Source organism: Noviherbaspirillum saxi (assembly GCF_003591035.1).
Taxonomy (GTDB): domain Bacteria; phylum Pseudomonadota; class Gammaproteobacteria; order Burkholderiales; family Burkholderiaceae_D; genus Noviherbaspirillum; species Noviherbaspirillum saxi.
In genome coordinates this window covers 477,437-495,588 of record NZ_QYUO01000001.1, presented here as the reverse complement: position 1 = coordinate 495,588, position 18,152 = coordinate 477,437, and the positions used below count along the sequence as shown (strand labels likewise).

The window sequence follows — 18,152 nt, the reverse complement described above, 5'->3', positions numbered from 1 at the left end:
AGACTCTGGCGGCGTGATGCGCGCCGCCAGTCAACTGCACCAATAGCAGTTACACAATGCCGTAACGGCTGCGATAGGCAGCCACGGCATCCTTGTATTGGGCCAGATCCTGGTTCGCGCCCGCCTGCGAAATATATTCAAGCAAATCAGCCAGATTGCCGATCGAAATCACCGGCATGCCATAGGCATTGGCCACCTCCTGCACCGCCGAATGTTCGGACAAGGCGCCATCCTTGCCCGAGCGTTCCATCCGGTCCAGCGCAATCAATACCGCACATGGCGTCGCGCCTGCCGCGCGGATCATCTCGACCGATTCACGCACCGACGTACCGGCCGAAATCACGTCGTCGATAATCACTACCCTTCCCTGCAGCGTGGCGCCGACGATGGTGCCGCCCTCTCCATGGTCCTTTGCCTCTTTGCGGTTATAGGCGAATGGAACGTTGCGTCCCTTGTTGGCCAGCGCGACCGATGTCGCGGCGGCCAGCGTAATGCCCTTGTACGCCGGACCGAACAGCATGTCGAACTCGACACCTGAATCGATCAGCGTCTGCGCATAGAAATCGGCCAACTTGCCCAGCGTCGCGCCTTCATTGAACAGCCCCGCATTGAAAAAGTAAGGCGAATTACGCCCTGCCTTGGTGACGAAATCGCCGAACCGCAGTACTCCGGTAGAGACGGAGAAGGCGATGAATTCCTGACGTAGTTGGCTCAAGGTGGTCCTCGGTAGAGATGATGGGATAGACGAAATAGCGAACACGGTGGAGCGATAGACGGAAACGCGCGTCCCGCATCCACACGACAAAGCCGATATTTTAAGTCCTATACCTCTTTGAAAAGCAATGTCGGCACGGCTTTAGGCTGAAAGCCGCAATCGGATCATTTGTCATTACGTTACGAGTCAGGATTGGTATTAGCGAACCTTTGCAGCCACCAATAAATTCTTGTGCAACAGCAAAATGTTAATGTATTGTTAACATATCTATATAACAACTTCTGCTGCTTCGCGCTGTATTCCTTCATGCTGCCCGTCTTACTGTCTTCGCGCCGTTCCTCACCCTCTTCCCAGCCGCCTGTCTCGCTCGACTTCGTGCTGCAGTCGTACGAGCGCGCCTTTCACGCCGCCAGCGCCCAGGTGCAGGCGGACATCCAGCGCCGCATCGGCATCTATTCGCATCAGGTCAGCCGCGCCTATGACGAAGTCGCCGATGGTCTTGCCAGCGTACCGGGCGTGCGCAACGGGCAATGCGTAACCGCTGCGCTGAGCCGCAGTGATGCGCGTCTGTATGCGCTCCTGCGCGAGCGGCTGCCGGCCTTCGACTGGAGCGGCGTCGGCCAGACGATTGCGCATCTGCTGCTGGCGACAGCCAAGGAAGTGGCAATTTATGTTGGCGGCGGCGCGGTATTGGGCGGTGTGGTCGGCGGCATTGCCGGCAGCTTCGCCGGCGGCGTCGGAGCCATCCCCGGGGCGGCGCTGGGCGCGGCCGCCGGGGCCAAACTGGGTGGCCAGGTGATGGCGCTGATGGGACTGGCCAGTCTGGCCGACGGCGTGTTTCATACGATTTCCGAGATGACCAGGCAGTTTGCCCGCGGATTTGCACTGTCCTGGAATGCGATCCATTACAAAGACAGCGCGCCTGGCCGTTATGTGGCGGACATGGCCAATGCGGCCGAGGCTTTTGCAGAAGGCAAGATACTGCTGATTGTGATGATCCTGTCGAGCGTGTTGCAGTATTTTTCGCGCGGGGTACACGCGCGGGATACCTTGCTCAAGGAACTGGCTGGGAGCAAGCTGGGGCCGCGGTTTGCCCAATGGGTGGCCGCCAATGAAGCGGCGCTGCACAAGAGCCCGGTCTTGCAACCCGGCGCTTCGGCGGCCGAGCGTCCTCCGGTACGTTCCAAGCCTGCTCCTGCACCGGTCCCTGCACCGCGACCCGCTGCCGCGCCCGCCCCGGCCGGCCAGACCAGCGAGGGCCGCGGCAAATCCTGCAAGCAATGCGTGACCGTCGGCCATCCAGTCAACCCGATCTTCGGCAACAAGCTGCTCACCGGCGAGCTCGAGCGCGATTTCGCCTTGCCCGCGCCGCTGCCCCTGCTCTGGCAGCGCAGCTACAGTTCCGACAATCCCCGCATCGGCTGGCTCGGCCAGGGCTGGAGCCTGCCGATCTCGCTGGCATTGCAGGTAAGCGCCGACCGCGTCGTCGTGCTCGATCCGCAACAGCGGGAAGTCAGCTTCAGCCTGCCCCAGATCGGCCAGCGCCTGTATTCGCCCTACGAGCAAGTCACGCTGGTGCGGCTGTCTGCCTTGTGCTTTGCGCTGATCGACCGCGACCAGACCCACAGCACCTTTGCGCTGGCGGACCCGCATGCCGGGATGGCCCACCTGACCGACATCACCGACCGCAACGGCAACACCACCCGCATTCTCTACGATGAATGCCGGCAACCGACGCGCCTGTTCGACAGCGCCGGCCGCACCTATGTGCTGGACTTTAGCGGGCAGCGCCTGCGCACGGTCTCGCTGTTGCGCGACACCCCCGAGGCGCCGGTGCCGCCTAGCGCCGTGCCGCTGGTGCATTACGACTACGATGCCGCCGGCGACCTGATCCGGGTCCGCAACCGGCTGGGCCAGACGGTGCGTGAATTCGGCTACCGCAACCATCTCCTGATCCGCCACAGCCAGCCCGGCGGATTGATCGCCGCATACACGTACGATGACTACCGCCCCGCCGGCCGCGTGCTCCGGCACTGGACCAATAGCGGCCAATCCTGGTCGTTCGACTATCGGCCGCATGAAACGGTGGTCACCGACCGGCTCGGGCGCCGCCATACGTACCGCTTTGACCGCGCGCAGCGTTATACCGGCGCTACCGATGCGCTGGGGCAGCGTACCGAGCAGTTGCTCGACGACTATGGCAATGTGCTGGCAGCCACCGATGCGGCCGGGCGCACCACCCGCTATCGCTACGACAGCCGCAGCCTGCTGATCCGCATCGAAGCGCCCGAGGGCGGCATCACCCGCATCGTGTACGACGGCCGCACCAGCCAGCCGGCGCTGGTGACCGATGCCGAAGGCGGCATCACCGCCTACCGCTACGATGCCTGCGGCAACCTGGCTTCGGTCACCGATGCGCTGGGCCAGCGCACGCACTACCGCCATGATGGGCGCGGCTTGCCGCTGGCCATCATCGATGCGCACGGCAAGACCCGCACCTTCGCGTATGACAGCAGCGGTCAGGTACGCAGCCATACCGATTGCGCGCAGCACACCACCCGCTTTGACTACGATGACGAGGGCCGGCTGATCGCGCTCCGGGATGCGCTGGGACACGTCACCCGCTATCGCCATGATCAACTTGGCCGGCTTGCCGCGATCGTGTATCCGGATGGCCGCGAAGAACAGCTGGACTACGATGCGCTGGGCCGGCTCATCGCCCATGTCGATGGCGCCGGTCAGCGCACCGTCTATGCGCGCGATGTCGATGGCAAGCCGCTGACCCGTACCGATGCGCTCGGGCATGCGGTGCAATACCGCTACGACGCCGCCCGGCGACTGGTGCAACTGGTCAACGAGAATGGGGCGGTGCATGCCTTTGCCTACGATGCGGCGGACCGGCTGGTGCAGGAAATCAGGGTGGATGCACGGGTCACGCGCTACCGCTATGATGCCTCCGGCTGGCCGGTGGCCAGGGAAGAATTGGGCACGCTGCCCAACCTGGCGCCGCTGGCGACGGCACAGAGCGCAGCGATCGAAACCACCTACCGCCGCGATGGCGGTGGCCGGCTGCTCGAAAAGATCGTCTCGCACCTGACCGGGGCCGCCCAGGCCGAGCAATTGCGCAGCGTCTATGCGTATGACAAGCTGGGCCGGCTGGTGCAAGCCAGAAACCAGCACGCCCATGTGCAGCTGCAGTATGACGCGATCGGGCAACTGGTGGCCGAGACCACCACCGCCGAAGGCCGCGCCACCACGCTCACCCATGCCTACGATGCGCTGGGCAACCGGCTCCAGACCACCTTGCCCGATGGCAGGGTGATGCAGCAGTTGTATTACGGCAGCGGGCATCTGCACCAGATCAGCCTGGACGGCGAGGTGGTCACCGATCTGGAGCGCGATGCGCTGCATCGGGTGATCGGCCGCACCCAGGGGGCGATGGCCAGCCGGTTCCAGTATGACCCGGCGGGACGGCTGACCGCCCAGCAGGCCAGCAAGGGAGAAGACGGCCTCCTCAGCCGCCATTACGGCTATGACCGTGCCGGCAACCTGGCCACGCTGGAGGACCGCCGCAGCGGGCTTACCCGCTACCAGTACGACGCCATCGGCCGCCTGCTGCAAGCCACGCAGCCGACCCTGGCGGAAGTCTTTGCCTTCGATCCGGCGCACAACCTGCTCGATGCGCAGCACGCCACCGGCAGCGCCGGGCGCATCGTCAACAACCGGGTCACCGTGCATGAAGACAAGCGGTTTGCATACGATACGCATGGCAACCTGATCGACAAGAAGATCGGCCGCCATACGCAGATGACGCTGCGCTGGAATGCCGAGCATCAACTGGTCGAAGCGAACGTCACCCGCCCTGCGCAGGAAGACCAGCCGGCAGTGCAAACGGTACGCTATGGCTATGATCCGTTCGGACGGCGCCTGTTCAAGCGCGATGCGTTCGGCACCACGCGGTTCCTCTGGGATGGCAACCGCTTGCTGTGCGAGACGAGGGGCAGTCACATGCGCACCCATGTGTATGAGCCGGAGTCGTTCGTGCCCTTGGCGCAGGTGCAGAACAGCGCCCCGCAGGTCGGGCAAGCCACAGGGAGCCGTCGCCAGGCACAGCGCATCCGGCATCTGCATGTCGATCATCTGGGCACGCCGCGCGAACTGACTGCCGACGACGGCAAGCTGGTGTGGGCAGCGACCTACCGGGCATGGGGCAATACGCTGGCCGTAACCTTGGAACCTGAACCCGACGCGAGCAGCACGCCCGGCGCCGACACGTTTGCCGAGGTGCAGCCGATCCGTTTCCAGGGGCAATACTGCGATAGTGAAACCGGATTGCATTACAACCGCTTCCGGTACTACGATCCGGATATAGGACGGTTCATCAGCCAGGATCCGATCGGGCTGCAGGGCGGCGATAACCTGTATCAATATGCGCCAAATCCCATAGCGTGGATCGATCCGCTCGGCTTATCTTCTTGCCCATGCTCTCCACAAATCAATCTTAAACATATATTTCATGGTGAAACTAATCGCAGGGGGCGGCCAACTGGATTTCACCACGAAGGATCAATTGGCCATGTCGACAATGCGATAGTTACCCAAAGAGGCCCAGCAAATAAACACGGCGTTTACGAAGCTAATGTTGGAGTATTTAATCCTGCCACCGGTATTTATCAAATCAAAACCTCAACAATGTTTCCTAACACATGGTCAAGAGCCCAAACTCTTACTGAAATTCGTTCAGCCTATCAAGACGCAGTAACGAAAGGTGCTATTGATGGCAGAAGTTTCAAAGGGCGATCAACAAGTGGAGTAAAAATGGAAGGGTATTTAGATACTTCGGGAAAAATCAATACAGCTTTTCCAAAAATGTAAATGGGGTAGTTACAGTATGAAAACCATAAGCGATTTTCTAGAAAGCGATGTTCAAACGCCACTTACTCAGCGCAAGTATTTAGGTTACGCAAATAATGTGCTGTCTGGCCACCACGACGAGCTTGAGCTGACAGGTAACGCATTCAATGTAAAATTTTCCCTAAAAGGTGTATCCATAGAAAATTTATGGGAGGATGAATCAGAACCACTCTGGATAAGTTTGGATGAGTTCATCCAAATCCTATCTAATTGGAGGACACCACATTAATTGAACGAAGTAGGTTTTCCAACGCGAGTTCGAATACGAAGTGCAACTTTGACTTGGCGGTCTGGAGACTCGCATGCTATCGCATCTTTCCACCGGACCTCATTATTCATCAGTTGCACTTGGTCTTTGAACTCGCGAACGATAAAAAGTGATGAAAAATGAATGTTATCGAGTTCTTAAAAACCATCTATCTTGGTGAGCGCGGATGCAAATCATTGTTGATCGATGGATGGAATTCTGAAGTCAAAATGCAAGTGACTTGTATTTCCCGTGTGCGTTCGGAGTCATGGAATTATTACGATGCTGAAGATTTGATCGACGGATATATTGTTTTTGAAGGCGTAGAAAGCATTGTTCTTGATCCGCCGGGAATTCTTCCGAATGATTCGATAAACGATATTCGCGCTGAACAACTTGCAGATAACCTTGGAAAGTACTTAATCATTGTTAACGTCAATTCGGTATCTGCATCCGGCGAGCATAGCGAGCTTGAAATTCGAATTCAAGCTACTTCAATAGCACTTGAAGCACACGATGAGCCAGGAAAAAGAATAACTCAATAAAACGTCCAAAGGGTATGCCATTCAGGCTGCGTGTATATACAACGACACGTCGAAACCGGAGCAACGAATCATTAATCAAACATGACGATTGATACACCCGCCGAAAAAAGAAAAGCACAGTATTTGATTCCGAAACCGGATTGCATCCCTCTCCGAAGCAACGACTCGTCACACTCAACAGCCGGATAAGTTATCCTAAGCCCCTCGTCGTTATCGCTCAGGAAACCATGCTGAAAGTTATCTCCGCCAACCTCAACGGCATCCGCTCCGCCGCTAAGAAAGGCTTCTTCGATTGGATGCAAAAACAATCCGCTGATTTCGTCTGCGTTCAGGAATTGAAGGCCCAGGCGGCCGATATGACGCCAGAGTTTTTGAGGCCACATGGCTACCATGGCCATTTTCACTACGCCGAGAAGAAGGGATATTCCGGAGTCGGCGTGTACTCACGCTATGAACCGGATGCGGTGCAGATCGGTTTTGGCTGCGCCGAATTCGATGCCGAAGGCCGCTATGTGCAGTGCGATTTTGGCAAGCTGAGCGTGATTTCCGTGTATTGCCCTTCCGGCTCATCCAGCGAGGAAAGGCAGCAGGCGAAGTTTCGTTTCCTGGAAGTGTTTTTGCCGCATCTGGAAAAGCTGCGTGCATGCGGGCAGGAAGTCGTGATTTGCGGCGACTGGAATATCGCGCACAAAGCAATCGACCTGAAGAACTGGAAATCGAACCAGAAGAACAGCGGCTTCCTGCCGGAAGAGCGCGCGTGGATGAGCAGGGTGCTGGGCGATGTGGGCTGGGTCGATGTGTACCGCGCGCTACATCCCGAAACAACCGGCGATGCCTACACCTGGTGGAGCAATCGCGGGCAGGCGTGGGCGAACAATGTCGGGTGGCGGATTGACTACCATGTATCGACACCGAATCTGGCATCGAAGGCCAGTGCCGCGTCGATCTACAAGACCGAGCGTTTTTCCGATCATGCGCCGCTGACGGTAGAGTACAACGGCGCGTCGGTGTTCATGGGCGCTTGATAGCGCCGGCACCATTTCAAATTGACTGTAACCGAGGCAGAGGCGATTTTCCGCCCTGCCCCTTCTACCTTCTATTCACCGAATCGGCGCAATTCCCTTCACATTCGATTCGTAAGGCGGCAGCGACGTAGGCTGCACGCCCTTGGCCTTCGCATACAAAGGCACGACCGAAGGCATGTGCTTTTGCATTTCAGCAATGCGGCTCTTGCCGGCCGGGTGGGTGGAGAACCATTGCGGCGGTGCGTTCTTGCTGATCATGCCCATCTTTTGCCACAACGCGATGCCGGCACGCGGATCGTAGCCGGCGCGCGCGACGATATCGAGGCCGACCAGATCGGCTTCGGTTTCATCGTCGCGTGAAAATTTCAGCATGGTGAGGTTGGCAATGCCGCCTGTCGCGGCGGTAGCGAGATTGGGGTCCACGCCCAACAATGCCGATAACCCGATACCCGCGATCTTTGCACCAGCGCTGGCCAGGCCGGACTTCGCCACCCGCTCGCGGCCGTGTTCACGCAAGGCGTGGGCGATTTCATGCCCCATGACGATGGCGACTTCATCATCGGTCAGTTTCAAATTGCTCAGGATGCCGCTGAAAAAGGCAATCTTCCCGCCGGGCATGCAGAAGGCATTGATTTCCTTTGAACCGATCAGATTGACTTCCCATTGCCATTTCGATGCGCGATCGTTCCAGCGCACCGCATGCGGAATGAGCTTGCGCGCAATCGCGCGCAGCCGCTGCACCTCCGGATGATCATCGGCAGCCAGCGCCTTGTGCTGGTTTGCCTGCTGCTTGATGCCGACATACTGCTCCGATGCCGCCGCCTCGAGTTGCTCTTCCGGCACCAGATTGCGCAGCGGCGACATCTTGTCGACCTTCACGCCGTCGGAGCTGACTTCGTCCTTGGCCATGACCAGCGGCGATATCGACACCAGTGCGGCCAGCGTCAGGGTAAGCGGCGTGTGCCTGTTCATGTGCGGTGCTCCTCGGAAGAGGTCAGTATCGTTTTAATCCAGGGCAGCAAGGCATAAGCCGGAAACGCAAGGATGAAAGTCAACGCGAAATAGCTGGCGTAGCCCATTTCCTGCGCGCCGATACCGCCCGCCCAGCCGGCGATCGAGCGTGAAAAAGCGAAGATCGAGGACAGGATCGCATATTCGGTCGTGGCGCGCGACTTGTCGACGATCGCCATCAAAAAGGCCAGGAAGGCCGCCGTACCAAGACCGCCGGTAAACGACTCGATCGCGCTGGCGCTGTACATCAGGACCTGGTGCGCCATCGCGATGTCCGCACCCTGCGTCGCCTTTGGAATGAAGTAAGCCGCAGCGACATAGCCGACGTTGGACAAGGCCTGCCACAGCCCGAGTACCCAGAGCGCGCGGAAGATGCCGACGCGATCCGTGTACCAGCCGCCGATGATACCGCCCGCAATCGAGAGACCAAGGCCAAGGTTCACGGACACCAGGCCGATCTGCGTATTGGTAAAACCGCTATCGACCCAGAACGGCTTGATCATGAAGCCGATCGAGGAATCGGCCAGCTTGAAGATCAGAATGAAGCCGATCAGCAGCAGCGCATGCGGTTTGTTCAGCAACGACACGATGGCCCCGAACATCGGCCCGCTGGAAGACGCCGCAGACAACTGCGCCGATTGACCGCGTATACCCTTGGTGAACAGATAAGCCGACAGCAAGATCAGTGCGACCGGTACTCCACCCTTGAACCACCATGCGCTCTTGAATGGCTTGAGCCATTGCGCATCAATCGCGCCCAGCACCGGCCATAACAGGCCGGCAATGAACAATGCGAGTGCAACGATAAGGATCGGCTGTTGCGCCAGCGCGGACATTTCGCTGCGCAGGCTGGAAGGCGCATCGCGCGCCGGCCGGGGCGGTTCCTTCGGCGCGAACAGGCTGATGGCGGCAATCCCGAAAAACAGCAGCGCCGCCAGACCGTAGGTCGATGTCCATCCGGCCACATCCGAGAACCACAGCAGGATACCGGCGGCCAGCATGCCGACGCGGTAAAAGCCGATCCGGAAACCGTTGGCCAAGCCGAGTTCGCGCTTGTCGAGCTGCTCGATGGTATAGCCGTCGATGGCGATGTCGTTGGTGGCGGACAGCGCGGTGAACGCGCCGATCGCGAACCAGACCCAGGGGCCGAAGCCGGCTTCGCGCGCGCAGATGATCATGACGATACCCATGCCGACGTCGGCGGCAGCCATCCAGTAGCGATGGCGACGGGTAAAGTCGATCAGCGGCGCCCACAGGAACTTGAGCGTCCATGATAGCCCGAGCAGGCTGAGCAGTCCGATCTTGGACAGTTCGATTCCCTGCTGGCGGAAGTACACCGGGAACAGATCGAAGAACAAGCCTAGCGGAAAGCCTTCTGAAAAATACAACAAGCTGATCCAGAACAGCTTGGAACGGAGGATTTTTGGGGGTGCGACAGTCTGGGTTGCGGAGACACTCATGCGTGCGTTTTCTTACGTAGACGAAACACGGCAAGACTACCACGCCAATTCGGGAGGAAAGTCACGGGCTTGCCCTCGTGCAATGCAATGCATTCGAGCACTTCGAGCCCGACCTGGTTGGCAAGTTCCTCAAAATCATTAATTGTTGCGCAGCGGACATTCGGCGTGTCATACCATTCATACGGCAATGACTTCGACACCGGCATTCTGCCGCCGAGCAGCGCCATCCGGTGTGGCCAGTATGCAAAGTTTGGAAACGATACGATGGCTTCGCGACCGACCCGGGCAATGTCGCGCAGCACGCCTTCGACATTCTTCATCATTTGCAAGGCAGACAAGCAAAGCACCGTATCGAAGGCATTGTCGGTAAACATCGCGAGTCCGCCTTCCAGGTCTTGCTGGATCACCGCAACGCCGCGATCGATGCAGCGCGGGATTTTTTCATCATCGATTTCAACGCCATAGCCGATGCAATGTTTGTCGGTCTGCAAATAATCCAGCATCACGCCATCGCCGCACCCGAGATCGAGCACATGCGATGCATTGGGTACCCAGTGGGCGATAAAGGCAAGGTCGGCGCGCAGCACGCTCAATTCACGGAAGTTCATGCGTGCCTCCTGTCGATTTCTTGCCAGACCTTGTCGTAATAGGCACGTACAGTATTCATATAGCGCTTGTCTTCCAGCAAGAAGGCATCGTGTCCATGCGGTGCGTCGATTTCGGCATACGAGACCTTGCGTTTGTTCTGCACCAATGCCTGCACGATTTCGCGGCTGCGCTCGGGTGAAAAGCGCCAGTCGGTGGTGAACGACACCAGCAGGAATTGCGCCTGCGTGTTGTGCAGCGCCTTGGTCAGATCGTCGCCGTAATCCTTGGCCGGATCGAAATAGTCGAGCGCCTTGGTGATCAGCAAGTAGGTATTGGCATCGAAGTATTCGGAAAACTTGTCGCCCTGATAGCGCAGATAAGACTCGATTTCGAAATCGATGCCGAAGCCGAACTGATAGCCGCCATTGCGCAGTTCGCGGCCGAATTTTTCAGCCATGCTGTCGTCGGACAGATAAGTGATGTGCCCGATCATGCGTGCCACCCGCAGCCCGCGCTTGGGCACCACGCCGTGCGCGTAGAAATCGCCGCCATGGAAATCCGGATCGGTCAGGATGGATTGGCGCGCCACATCGTTGAAGGCGATATTTTGCGCCGACAGCTTGGCGGTCGATGCAATCACGATGCAGTGACGCAGGCGCTCGGGAAAAATCATGCTCCATGACAGCGCCTGCATGCCGCCGAGCGAGCCGCCCATGACCGCCGCGAATTGCCGTATGCCCAGTGCATCGGCCAGACGCGCCTGGGAATGTACCCAATCTTCGACCGTAACAACGGGAAAGTCGGCGCCATAGGGTTTGCCGGTGGCCGGATTGGGATGCATGGGCCCGGTCGAGCCGAAACAGGAACCGAGGTTGTTGACGCCGATGACAAAGAAGCGATCGGTATCGAGCGGTTTGCCGGGTCCAACCATGTTGTCCCACCAGCCGACATTTTTGCTTCCATCGACCCCTTCATACATGCCGGCAACGTGATGCGATGCGTTGAGCGCGTGGCAGATCAGCACCGCGTTGGAACGATCGGCATTGAGCGTGCCGTAAGTCTCATAGACCAGGGTGTAATCGGCGAGCGACGCGCCGCTGGACAGCGGCAGCGGCTCGGAAAAATGCAGCGATTGTGGCGTTACGATTCCAACAGATGACATAGTCGTCCAAAAAGAAAACTTCTGACCTGGGTTGCGGATAAACCCGCTGCAACCCTGAAGGGCCGGAGCTGGCCTGGACCGGAAAACAAAAAAGCCCGACAGCGGCAGCTTGTCGGGCTAAATTGGGGCGCATGGTCAGGCACGCTTTAGCCGTATTTATTACGCGCCCGCAAGCTGATTATCAAATCGGCGCATTGCGTAAGAATAACTAAGTCGATTCATCGCGTCAAACTCGCGACGGCGGCCATAGCGGTTGGGACGTAGTGGGATCGGCCTTCTCCACCCGTTCGGTGCTCAAGCGGCTTGCCTGATACAAGCAAGCCATGCATGTCTTGATGACAAGATTCCTCCGGCGCGGCGGCACAATCGCGCAACTACACCGTGCACGCATGGCGCGGGAGCAGCCTTTGTAGACAATTCTCAAGTCCGGCCAAAAAACCGGCGATCGAAAGCAAACTGCAAGCTAGGGTGGATTAAAGTGTGAAAAGGTAAGGACTTGGGAGTAAAAACCTAGGTCAGAAACACGGCATACAACCCGGTGCCGACCATACCAATAACCGGGGTTATCAGTTCTGGAAGAAGGAGCAAAGACATGAAATCAGGAAAATACTTGTCCCTGACCCGCTGGGTCGCCACGTCCGTCACGGCGCTCGGCTTGCTGGCCGCAGGTCCTGCGCTGGCGCTGGACAGCATCAAGATGCTGGTGCCGGCCAATCCGGGCGGCGGCTGGGACCAGACTGGTCGCGGCCTGCAACAAGCGCTGCAGCAAAGCGAGGCCGTCAAGAAAGTCCAGGTCGACAACAAGGGGGGCGCAGCTGGCACCATCGGCCTCGCGCAATTCGTCAATTCAGCCAAGGGTGACGGCAGCGCCTTGCTGGTCGGCGGCAGCGTCATGGTGGGCGGTATCGCCCTCAACAAGTCGCCGGTCAACCTGTCCCAAGTCACCCCGATCGCCCGTCTGACTGGCGAGTACGACGTCCTGGTCGTGCCGGCCAGTTCGCCAATCAAATCGATGAAAGATCTGGTTGCGCAGTTCAAGGCGAATCCGGGCAGCGTTTCCTGGGGCGGCGGTTCCGCAGGCGGCACCGATCACATCATCGTCGCCATGATTGCCCAGGCAACCGGCGTCGACGTCGCCAAGATCAATTACATTCCGTTCGCAGGCGGTGGCGAGGCGCAAGCTGCCATCATGGGTGGCCACGTGACCGTCGGCCTGTCCGGCTACAACGAATTCGCCGGCCAGATCGAAGCGAAGAAGCTGCGTCCGATCGCCGTGACTTCGGGCCAGCGCCTGCCAGGCATCGATGTCCCGACCCTGAAAGAGCAAGGTGTCGATGTCGAGCTGTCGAACTGGCGTGCGGTGTTCGCCGCTCCCGGCATCACCGAGCAGCAGAAGAAAGAGCTGACCGCAGCCGTCGACAAGGCAGTCCGCAGCAAGACCTGGCAAGACTTGCTGGCCAAGAACGGCTGGAGCGATGCCTACCTGGTCGGCGACGCGTTCAAGACTTACCTGGACAATGAAGTTGCCAAGACTGAAAAGATCATCACCAACCTCGGCCTGGTGAAAAAATAATGCCGTCGGCAGGCAGCCCGGTTTCCCGGCTGCCTGCACTGCTCGACGCACTGCGTGAACCCGGCGATCCGCATCCTGTTCGGCGGCAGTAACGCACACTGTACTTCGGCACACTGTACTTCGGTATGCAATCCGGAATGGCCGGCGACCACGCCCGCCGTTCCGGTTCGCTTCCAGAACCAGACATAGCCCTCACTACTAGGTGATCACATGACATCTCGTTCTCCCATCGTTTTCGGAGAGCTGCTGGTTGCACTCGGCCTTGCCGGTCTCGGCCTGTTTACGATAATCGGCTCACAAGACATCTCCACCGGCGGCGGTTATTCGCAGATCGGCCCGCGCGCCTTTCCCTACATGATCGGCGCCGGCCTGCTGGCGCTGGGCGGCATACTTTGCTGGCAGGCGGTGTCCGGCGGCTGGCGCAACGTACCGCAGGACGAAGCGCATAACGAGCCCGATTGGCTCGCCTTCGGAATCCTGTCCGGCGCCATCCTGCTGCATATGGCGGCGATCGCCTGGGCCGGCTTTGTGCTCGCCTCGACGTTCCTGTTCATCCTGATCGCGCGCGGCTTCGGCAGCCGCAAACTGGTGCGCGACATCGTCGTCGGCCTGGTGCTGTCGACCGCCGCCTACTTCATCTTCACCCGCGCCCTCGGCTTGAACCTGCCGGCAGGCTTGCTCGGAGGCCTGTAATCATGGAAACCTTGAACGCTTTGCTGTCCGGTTTTGCGGTCGCGATGACCTTGCAAAATCTGTTGCTGGGTTTCATCGGCGTCACGCTGGGAACGCTGGTGGGCGTGTTGCCAGGCGTCGGCCCCGCCCTTACCGTGGCCCTGCTGCTACCCGCAACCTCCAGCCTGGATCCGACCGGTGCGCTGATCATGTTCGCCGGCATCTATTACGGTGCGATGTACGGCGGTTCGACCACGTCGATCCTGCTCAACACGCCGGGAGAATCGGCGACCATCGTCACCGCCCTCGAAGGCAACATGATGGCCAAGCGCGGCCGCGCGGGCCCGGCACTGTCGACATCGGCGATCGGCTCGTTCGTCGCCGGCACGCTGTCGGTGATCATGCTGACCGCGGTCGCCCCGCTGGTCGTCAACCTCGCGCTCAAGTTCGGCCCGACCGAGTATTTTTCCGTGATGGTGCTGGCCTTCATCACGGTATCGACGCTGCTTGGCTCATCAATGGCGCGCGGGCTCGCCAGCCTGTTTTTCGGCCTGTGGATCGGCCTGATCGGCATCGATGGCCAGACCGGCCAGGCGCGCTTTACGATGGGCATCCCTGAACTGCTGGACGGCATTGATGTCGTGGTCGCCGCTGTCGGCTTGTTCGCCGTCGGCGAAACGCTCTATCTGGCGACTTACCTCAACAAGATCGGCGACACCATCGAACAGGTAAAGGGTTCGATCTGGATGTCGAAGTCGGACTGGGGGCGTTCCTGGAAACCCTGGATACGCGGCAGCTTTCTCGGCTTTCCGATCGGTGCGATGCCGGCCGGCGGCGCGGAAATTCCGACCTTTCTGTCGTATGCGATCGAGAAGAAGCTAAGCAAGCAGCCGGAAGAGTTCGGCAACGGCGCGATCGAAGGCGTCGCCGGTCCGGAAGCCGCGAACAATGCGGCCAGCACCGGCACGCTGGCGATGCTGCTGACCATCGGCTTGCCGACGTCGGCGACCGCTGCCATCGTGCTGGCTGCATTCCAGCAATACGGCTTGCAGCCGGGGCCGCTGCTGTTCGATACCCAGCCATTGCTGGTCTGGGGCTTGATCGCATCGATGTACATCGGCAACGTGCTGCTGCTGGTGCTGAACCTGCCGCTGGTTGGCCTGTGGATCAAACTGCTATCGATCCCGCGTCCGCTGCTGTACGGTGGCATCCTGATTTTCGCAACGCTGGGTGCCTACGGCTTGCGCAATTCCTGGTTCGATCTGCTGCTGCTGTACATCATCGGCCTGATCGGTTTCATGATGCGCCGTTACGATATTCCGGTCGCACCGACCATTGTTGGCATGATCCTGGGCCCGATTGCGGAACAGCAGTTGCGCCGCGCGCTGTCGATCAGCCAGGGTGACCCGTCGATTTTCTTTACGCATCCGATCTCGGCAACGGTGCTGGTAATTGCCTTCCTGCTGCTGGTCGGCCCGCCGATCTGGAAGCGTATCGCATCGAAGAAGCACCCGCCGGTGGGGGGTGCGACGGCTGCGCCGTAGCGCTAATCTAAGCCTGTCTCGGGTAAAAGAGAAAGGGCCCTGCGGGGCCCTTTCTCTTTTCATCAGCGGAATGCGTATTACGCAATTCGATTAATCCGCCCGCAATTGCTCCACCGCACTCATGATCATGGCGGGCTCCATCGTACGCAGGATTTTCTTCATGTGCGGCGCAATCAGCATCAGGTCGCTGTTGAGGATTTCGTGCTTTACCGCGAGCAGCTGGGTCGGATGCATCGAGAACTCGCGCAGGCCCATGCCCAGCAACAGCCGCGTCAATTTGATGTCACCCGCCATCTCGCCGCAGACCGATACCGGTATTCCCGCCTTCGCCCCGATCGCGATGGTGCTCGACAACAGGTAGAGCACGGCCGGATGCAGCGGATTGTAGAGATGCGCGACTTCATGGTCGGCGCGGTCGATGGCCAGCGTGTACTGGATCAGGTCATTGGTGCCGATCGACAGGAAGTCCATGCGCTTGACGAACATCGGCAGCGTCAATGCGGCGGCCGGAATTTCTATCATCGCACCGACCTGGATCAGCGGATCGAACTTTTTGCCGGCATCGCGCAACTGGTTCTTTGCCTGCTCGATCATTGCCAGCGACTGGTCGATTTCAAATGCATGCGCCAGCATCGGGATTAGCAGCTTGATGGGCCCATACGCGGACGCGCGCAGAATCGCGCGCAACTGGGCCAGAAACATTTGCGGTTCGGCGAGGCAGAAGCGGATCGCGCGCAAACCCAGCGCCGGATTGAGCGAGGTTTGCTCGGCCGCGTCCAGCGGCTTGTCGGCGCCGATGTCGAGCGTGCGGATGGTGACCGGCCGGCCCTTCATTGCCATGACCGCCTTGCGGTAGGACTCGAACTGCTCATCTTCGGACGGCAGCTTGTTGAGATAGCCGGTACGGCCCATGAACAGGAATTCGGAGCGGAACAAGCCCACGCCCATCGCGCCCGCCTCCATCGCAGCCGGACAATCGTCGGGCAGCTCGATGTTGGCCAGCAGCATGATCGGCGTACCGTCGCGCGTGACCGCCGGGGTCTTCTTCAGCTTGCCGAGCTTTTTGCGTTCGCGCAGCAGACGGGCCTGGCGCTCGCGGTATTGTTCGAGCACGTTCGGCGCCGGATCGACGATCACCACCCCGGCATCGCCATCGATGATCACCCAGTCATCCTGCTGGATCAGCGCGGAAGCGTTATACATGCCGACTGCGGCGGGAATGTCGAGGCTGCGCGCAACGATCGCGGTGTGGCTGTTCTGACCACCGAGATCGGTCACGAAACCGCCGAAGGCGCGGTCCTTGAACTGCAGCATGTCCGCAGGCGAAATGTCATGCGCGACGACGATCATGCGGCCGGCCGATTCTTCGCCATCGGCTTGCGGCGGCAAGGCCGTCGCGGTGCCGGTCAAGACCTTGAGCACCCGCTCGCCGACCTGCTGGATATCGCTCTTGCGCTCGCGCAGATAGGCATCTTCGATTTCGTCGAATTGCGCCGACAATTCATCGATCTGCGTGACCAGCGCCCATTCCGCGTTGTAGGAGCGCGAGCGGATGATATCGAGCGGCACTTCCGCGATCATCGGGTCCGACAGGATCAGCGCATGCACATCGATGAATGCGCCAAGTTCGGCCGGCGAATCCTTGGGCAAGTCATTCCAGATGGTCTGCAATTCCTTGTGTACGGTAGCGATGGCTTTTTGCAGGCGCTGCACTTCGGCTTCCACCTGTTCTTGCGGCACCAGGTAGTGTTTGACGTCGAGTGCGGCGGGGGCGAGCAGATGCGCGCGGCCGATTGCAATGCCGCGCGATACCGGAATGCCGTGTAAGGTGAAGGATGCCATCGACGTTGTTATCCGTATTGTTCGTTATTCGCCTTCGCCGAATCTGTTCTGGATCAATTCGACCAGCGCATCGAACGCGGCCTTTTCATCAGCGCCATCGGCTTCCAATGTTACCTTGGCACCCTTGCCTGCGGCCAGCATCATCACTCCCATGATGGATTTGGCATTGACGCGGCGTGTATTGCGGCTGATCCATACCTCGCTCTGAAATTTTGCTGCCAGTTGCGTCAGCTTGGCCGATGCGCGCGCATGCAGACCGAGCTTGTTGATGATTTCGATTTCCTGTTGAATCATGTGCTAGTCGCTATCGTTGTCGTTATGGTGTTCTGTCGTCGGTATGTCGGGCGCTCGCTTTATCGACGCGCCTCAGATCGGCGAAATCCGCACACGGTTATCGACCCGCACCGCCCCGCTCTGGCCGCCGGCCAGCGCCATTTCGACCACGACATCGATGGTGTCGTTACGGTAAGTCAGTGCACGCAACAGCATGGGCAGGCTGATTCCCGCAATGACTTCGATATGGCCGGGATGGCACAGGCGCAGGGTGCAGTTCGATGGCGTCCCCCCCATCACATCGGTGATGACCAGCACGCCGGAACCATCGTCGAGCCGCTTGATCGCTTCCTGTGCGACACGATTGACTTCTGCGGTGTCCTGGTCGGCATGCACGTCGATGGCTTCCATTCTTTCCGGCCGCGCGCGGAAGACATGGGTGGCCGCCTCGATGAAGGCGTTACCCAGAGGCGCATGCGTAAGAAGAAGAATGCCAATCATGATTACTCTTTAAACAAATCGATGTCCGCGACGACGGCCGCCAGATCGTCCGGCGCGCAGCACCGGCTCATCCGAACTGT

14 protein-coding genes are annotated in these 18,152 nt (G+C 59.4%); 6 read left to right on the top strand and 8 right to left on the bottom strand.

All coding sequences use genetic code 11. The features are described from left to right. Window positions 1-49: 49 nt before the first annotated feature. Window positions 50-715, bottom strand: a complete 666-nt coding sequence (gene pyrE / locus D3871_RS02395) for an orotate phosphoribosyltransferase (RefSeq protein WP_119767454.1) — start codon at window positions 713-715, stop codon at window positions 50-52. 306 nt (window positions 716-1,021) lie between these two features. Between pyrE and D3871_RS02390 the strand changes: the two genes are divergently transcribed. The 3 genes from D3871_RS02390 (at window position 1,022) to D3871_RS02380 (ending at window position 7,446) form a co-directional block, all read left to right on the top strand. Further along, complete coding sequence (locus D3871_RS02390; RefSeq protein WP_147376736.1) at window positions 1,022-5,590, top strand: DUF6861 domain-containing protein; 4,569 nt, start codon at window positions 1,022-1,024, stop codon at window positions 5,588-5,590. A gap of 426 nt (window positions 5,591-6,016) precedes the next feature. Beyond that, on the top strand, window positions 6,017-6,421 hold the full coding sequence (locus D3871_RS02385; protein WP_119767452.1) for a DUF6258 family protein: 405 nt from the start codon (window positions 6,017-6,019) through the stop codon (window positions 6,419-6,421). Between the two features lie 227 nt (window positions 6,422-6,648). Beyond that, entirely contained in the window at window positions 6,649-7,446 is a 798-nt protein-coding gene (locus D3871_RS02380; RefSeq protein ID WP_119767451.1) for an exodeoxyribonuclease III, read from the top strand. Window positions 7,447-7,521: 75 nt separating this feature from the next. On the opposite strand, the gene D3871_RS02375 is transcribed toward D3871_RS02380, so the two are convergent. The 4 genes from D3871_RS02375 to metX are packed head-to-tail and all read right to left on the bottom strand — an operon-like array spanning window position 7,522 to window position 11,667. Next, on the bottom strand, window positions 7,522-8,418 hold the full coding sequence (locus D3871_RS02375; RefSeq protein WP_119767450.1) for a M48 family metallopeptidase: 897 nt from the start codon (window positions 8,416-8,418) through the stop codon (window positions 7,522-7,524). Continuing rightward, window positions 8,415-9,917, bottom strand: a complete 1,503-nt coding sequence (locus D3871_RS02370) for an MFS transporter (protein WP_119767449.1) — start codon at window positions 9,915-9,917, stop codon at window positions 8,415-8,417. The genes D3871_RS02375 and D3871_RS02370 overlap by 4 nt, the downstream gene beginning before the upstream one ends. Next, window positions 9,914-10,525: a methionine biosynthesis protein MetW gene (gene metW, locus D3871_RS02365; protein WP_119767448.1), complete on the bottom strand. Its 612-nt coding sequence runs from the start codon at window positions 10,523-10,525 to the stop codon at window positions 9,914-9,916. The genes D3871_RS02370 and metW overlap by 4 nt, the downstream gene beginning before the upstream one ends. Continuing rightward, window positions 10,522-11,667: a homoserine O-succinyltransferase MetX gene (metX, locus tag D3871_RS02360; RefSeq protein WP_119767447.1), complete on the bottom strand. Its 1,146-nt coding sequence runs from the start codon at window positions 11,665-11,667 to the stop codon at window positions 10,522-10,524. The genes metW and metX overlap by 4 nt, the downstream gene beginning before the upstream one ends. A 592-nt stretch (window positions 11,668-12,259) precedes the next feature. Here metX and D3871_RS02355 point away from each other — a divergent pair. The 3 genes from D3871_RS02355 to D3871_RS02345 all read left to right on the top strand — a co-directional run bounded on the left by D3871_RS02355 (window position 12,260) and on the right by D3871_RS02345 (window position 15,456). Then, the gene (locus tag D3871_RS02355; RefSeq protein ID WP_119767446.1) at window positions 12,260-13,240 is read left to right on the top strand and encodes a Bug family tripartite tricarboxylate transporter substrate binding protein; all 981 of its coding nucleotides are present in this window, start codon (window positions 12,260-12,262) and stop codon (window positions 13,238-13,240) included. Between the two features lie 210 nt (window positions 13,241-13,450). Then, entirely contained in the window at window positions 13,451-13,933 is a 483-nt protein-coding gene (locus D3871_RS02350) for a tripartite tricarboxylate transporter TctB family protein (RefSeq protein WP_119767445.1), read from the top strand. Window positions 13,934-13,935: 2 nt separating this feature from the next. Further along, the gene (locus D3871_RS02345) at window positions 13,936-15,456 is read left to right on the top strand and encodes a tripartite tricarboxylate transporter permease (RefSeq protein WP_119767444.1); all 1,521 of its coding nucleotides are present in this window, start codon (window positions 13,936-13,938) and stop codon (window positions 15,454-15,456) included. Between the two features lie 90 nt (window positions 15,457-15,546). Here the strand turns inward: D3871_RS02345 and ptsP are convergent, their stop codons facing one another. The 3 genes from ptsP to D3871_RS02330 all read right to left on the bottom strand — a co-directional run bounded on the left by ptsP (window position 15,547) and on the right by D3871_RS02330 (window position 18,072). Then, window positions 15,547-17,298 (bottom strand): phosphoenolpyruvate--protein phosphotransferase, encoded by a 1,752-nt coding sequence (ptsP, locus tag D3871_RS02340; protein ID WP_119767443.1) that lies wholly within the window; start codon window positions 17,296-17,298, stop codon window positions 15,547-15,549. A gap of 24 nt (window positions 17,299-17,322) precedes the next feature. Further along, window positions 17,323-17,592 (bottom strand): HPr family phosphocarrier protein, encoded by a 270-nt coding sequence (locus D3871_RS02335; protein ID WP_119767442.1) that lies wholly within the window; start codon window positions 17,590-17,592, stop codon window positions 17,323-17,325. Window positions 17,593-17,664: 72 nt separating this feature from the next. Further along, entirely contained in the window at window positions 17,665-18,072 is a 408-nt protein-coding gene (locus D3871_RS02330) for a PTS sugar transporter subunit IIA (RefSeq protein WP_119767441.1), read from the bottom strand. Between the last annotated feature and the right edge of the window lie 80 nt (window positions 18,073-18,152).

Coding starts and splice junctions, on each gene's coding strand:
- D3871_RS02370 (WP_119767449.1), bottom strand. CDS start 9,917: ATGAGTGTCTCCGCAACCCAGACTGTCGCACCCCCAAAAATCCTCCGT.
- D3871_RS02385 (WP_119767452.1), top strand. CDS start 6,017: ATGAATGTTATCGAGTTCTTAAAAACCATCTATCTTGGTGAGCGCGGA.
- D3871_RS02380 (WP_119767451.1), top strand. CDS start 6,649: ATGCTGAAAGTTATCTCCGCCAACCTCAACGGCATCCGCTCCGCCGCT.
- ptsP (WP_119767443.1), bottom strand. CDS start 17,298: ATGGCATCCTTCACCTTACACGGCATTCCGGTATCGCGCGGCATTGCA.
- D3871_RS02355 (WP_119767446.1), top strand. CDS start 12,260: ATGAAATCAGGAAAATACTTGTCCCTGACCCGCTGGGTCGCCACGTCC.
- D3871_RS02350 (WP_119767445.1), top strand. CDS start 13,451: ATGACATCTCGTTCTCCCATCGTTTTCGGAGAGCTGCTGGTTGCACTC.
- metX (WP_119767447.1), bottom strand. CDS start 11,667: ATGTCATCTGTTGGAATCGTAACGCCACAATCGCTGCATTTTTCCGAG.
- D3871_RS02330 (WP_119767441.1), bottom strand. CDS start 18,072: ATGATTGGCATTCTTCTTCTTACGCATGCGCCTCTGGGTAACGCCTTC.
- D3871_RS02390 (WP_147376736.1), top strand. CDS start 1,022: ATGCTGCCCGTCTTACTGTCTTCGCGCCGTTCCTCACCCTCTTCCCAG.
- D3871_RS02345 (WP_119767444.1), top strand. CDS start 13,936: ATGGAAACCTTGAACGCTTTGCTGTCCGGTTTTGCGGTCGCGATGACC.
- D3871_RS02375 (WP_119767450.1), bottom strand. CDS start 8,418: ATGAACAGGCACACGCCGCTTACCCTGACGCTGGCCGCACTGGTGTCG.
- D3871_RS02335 (WP_119767442.1), bottom strand. CDS start 17,592: ATGATTCAACAGGAAATCGAAATCATCAACAAGCTCGGTCTGCATGCG.
- metW (WP_119767448.1), bottom strand. CDS start 10,525: ATGAACTTCCGTGAATTGAGCGTGCTGCGCGCCGACCTTGCCTTTATC.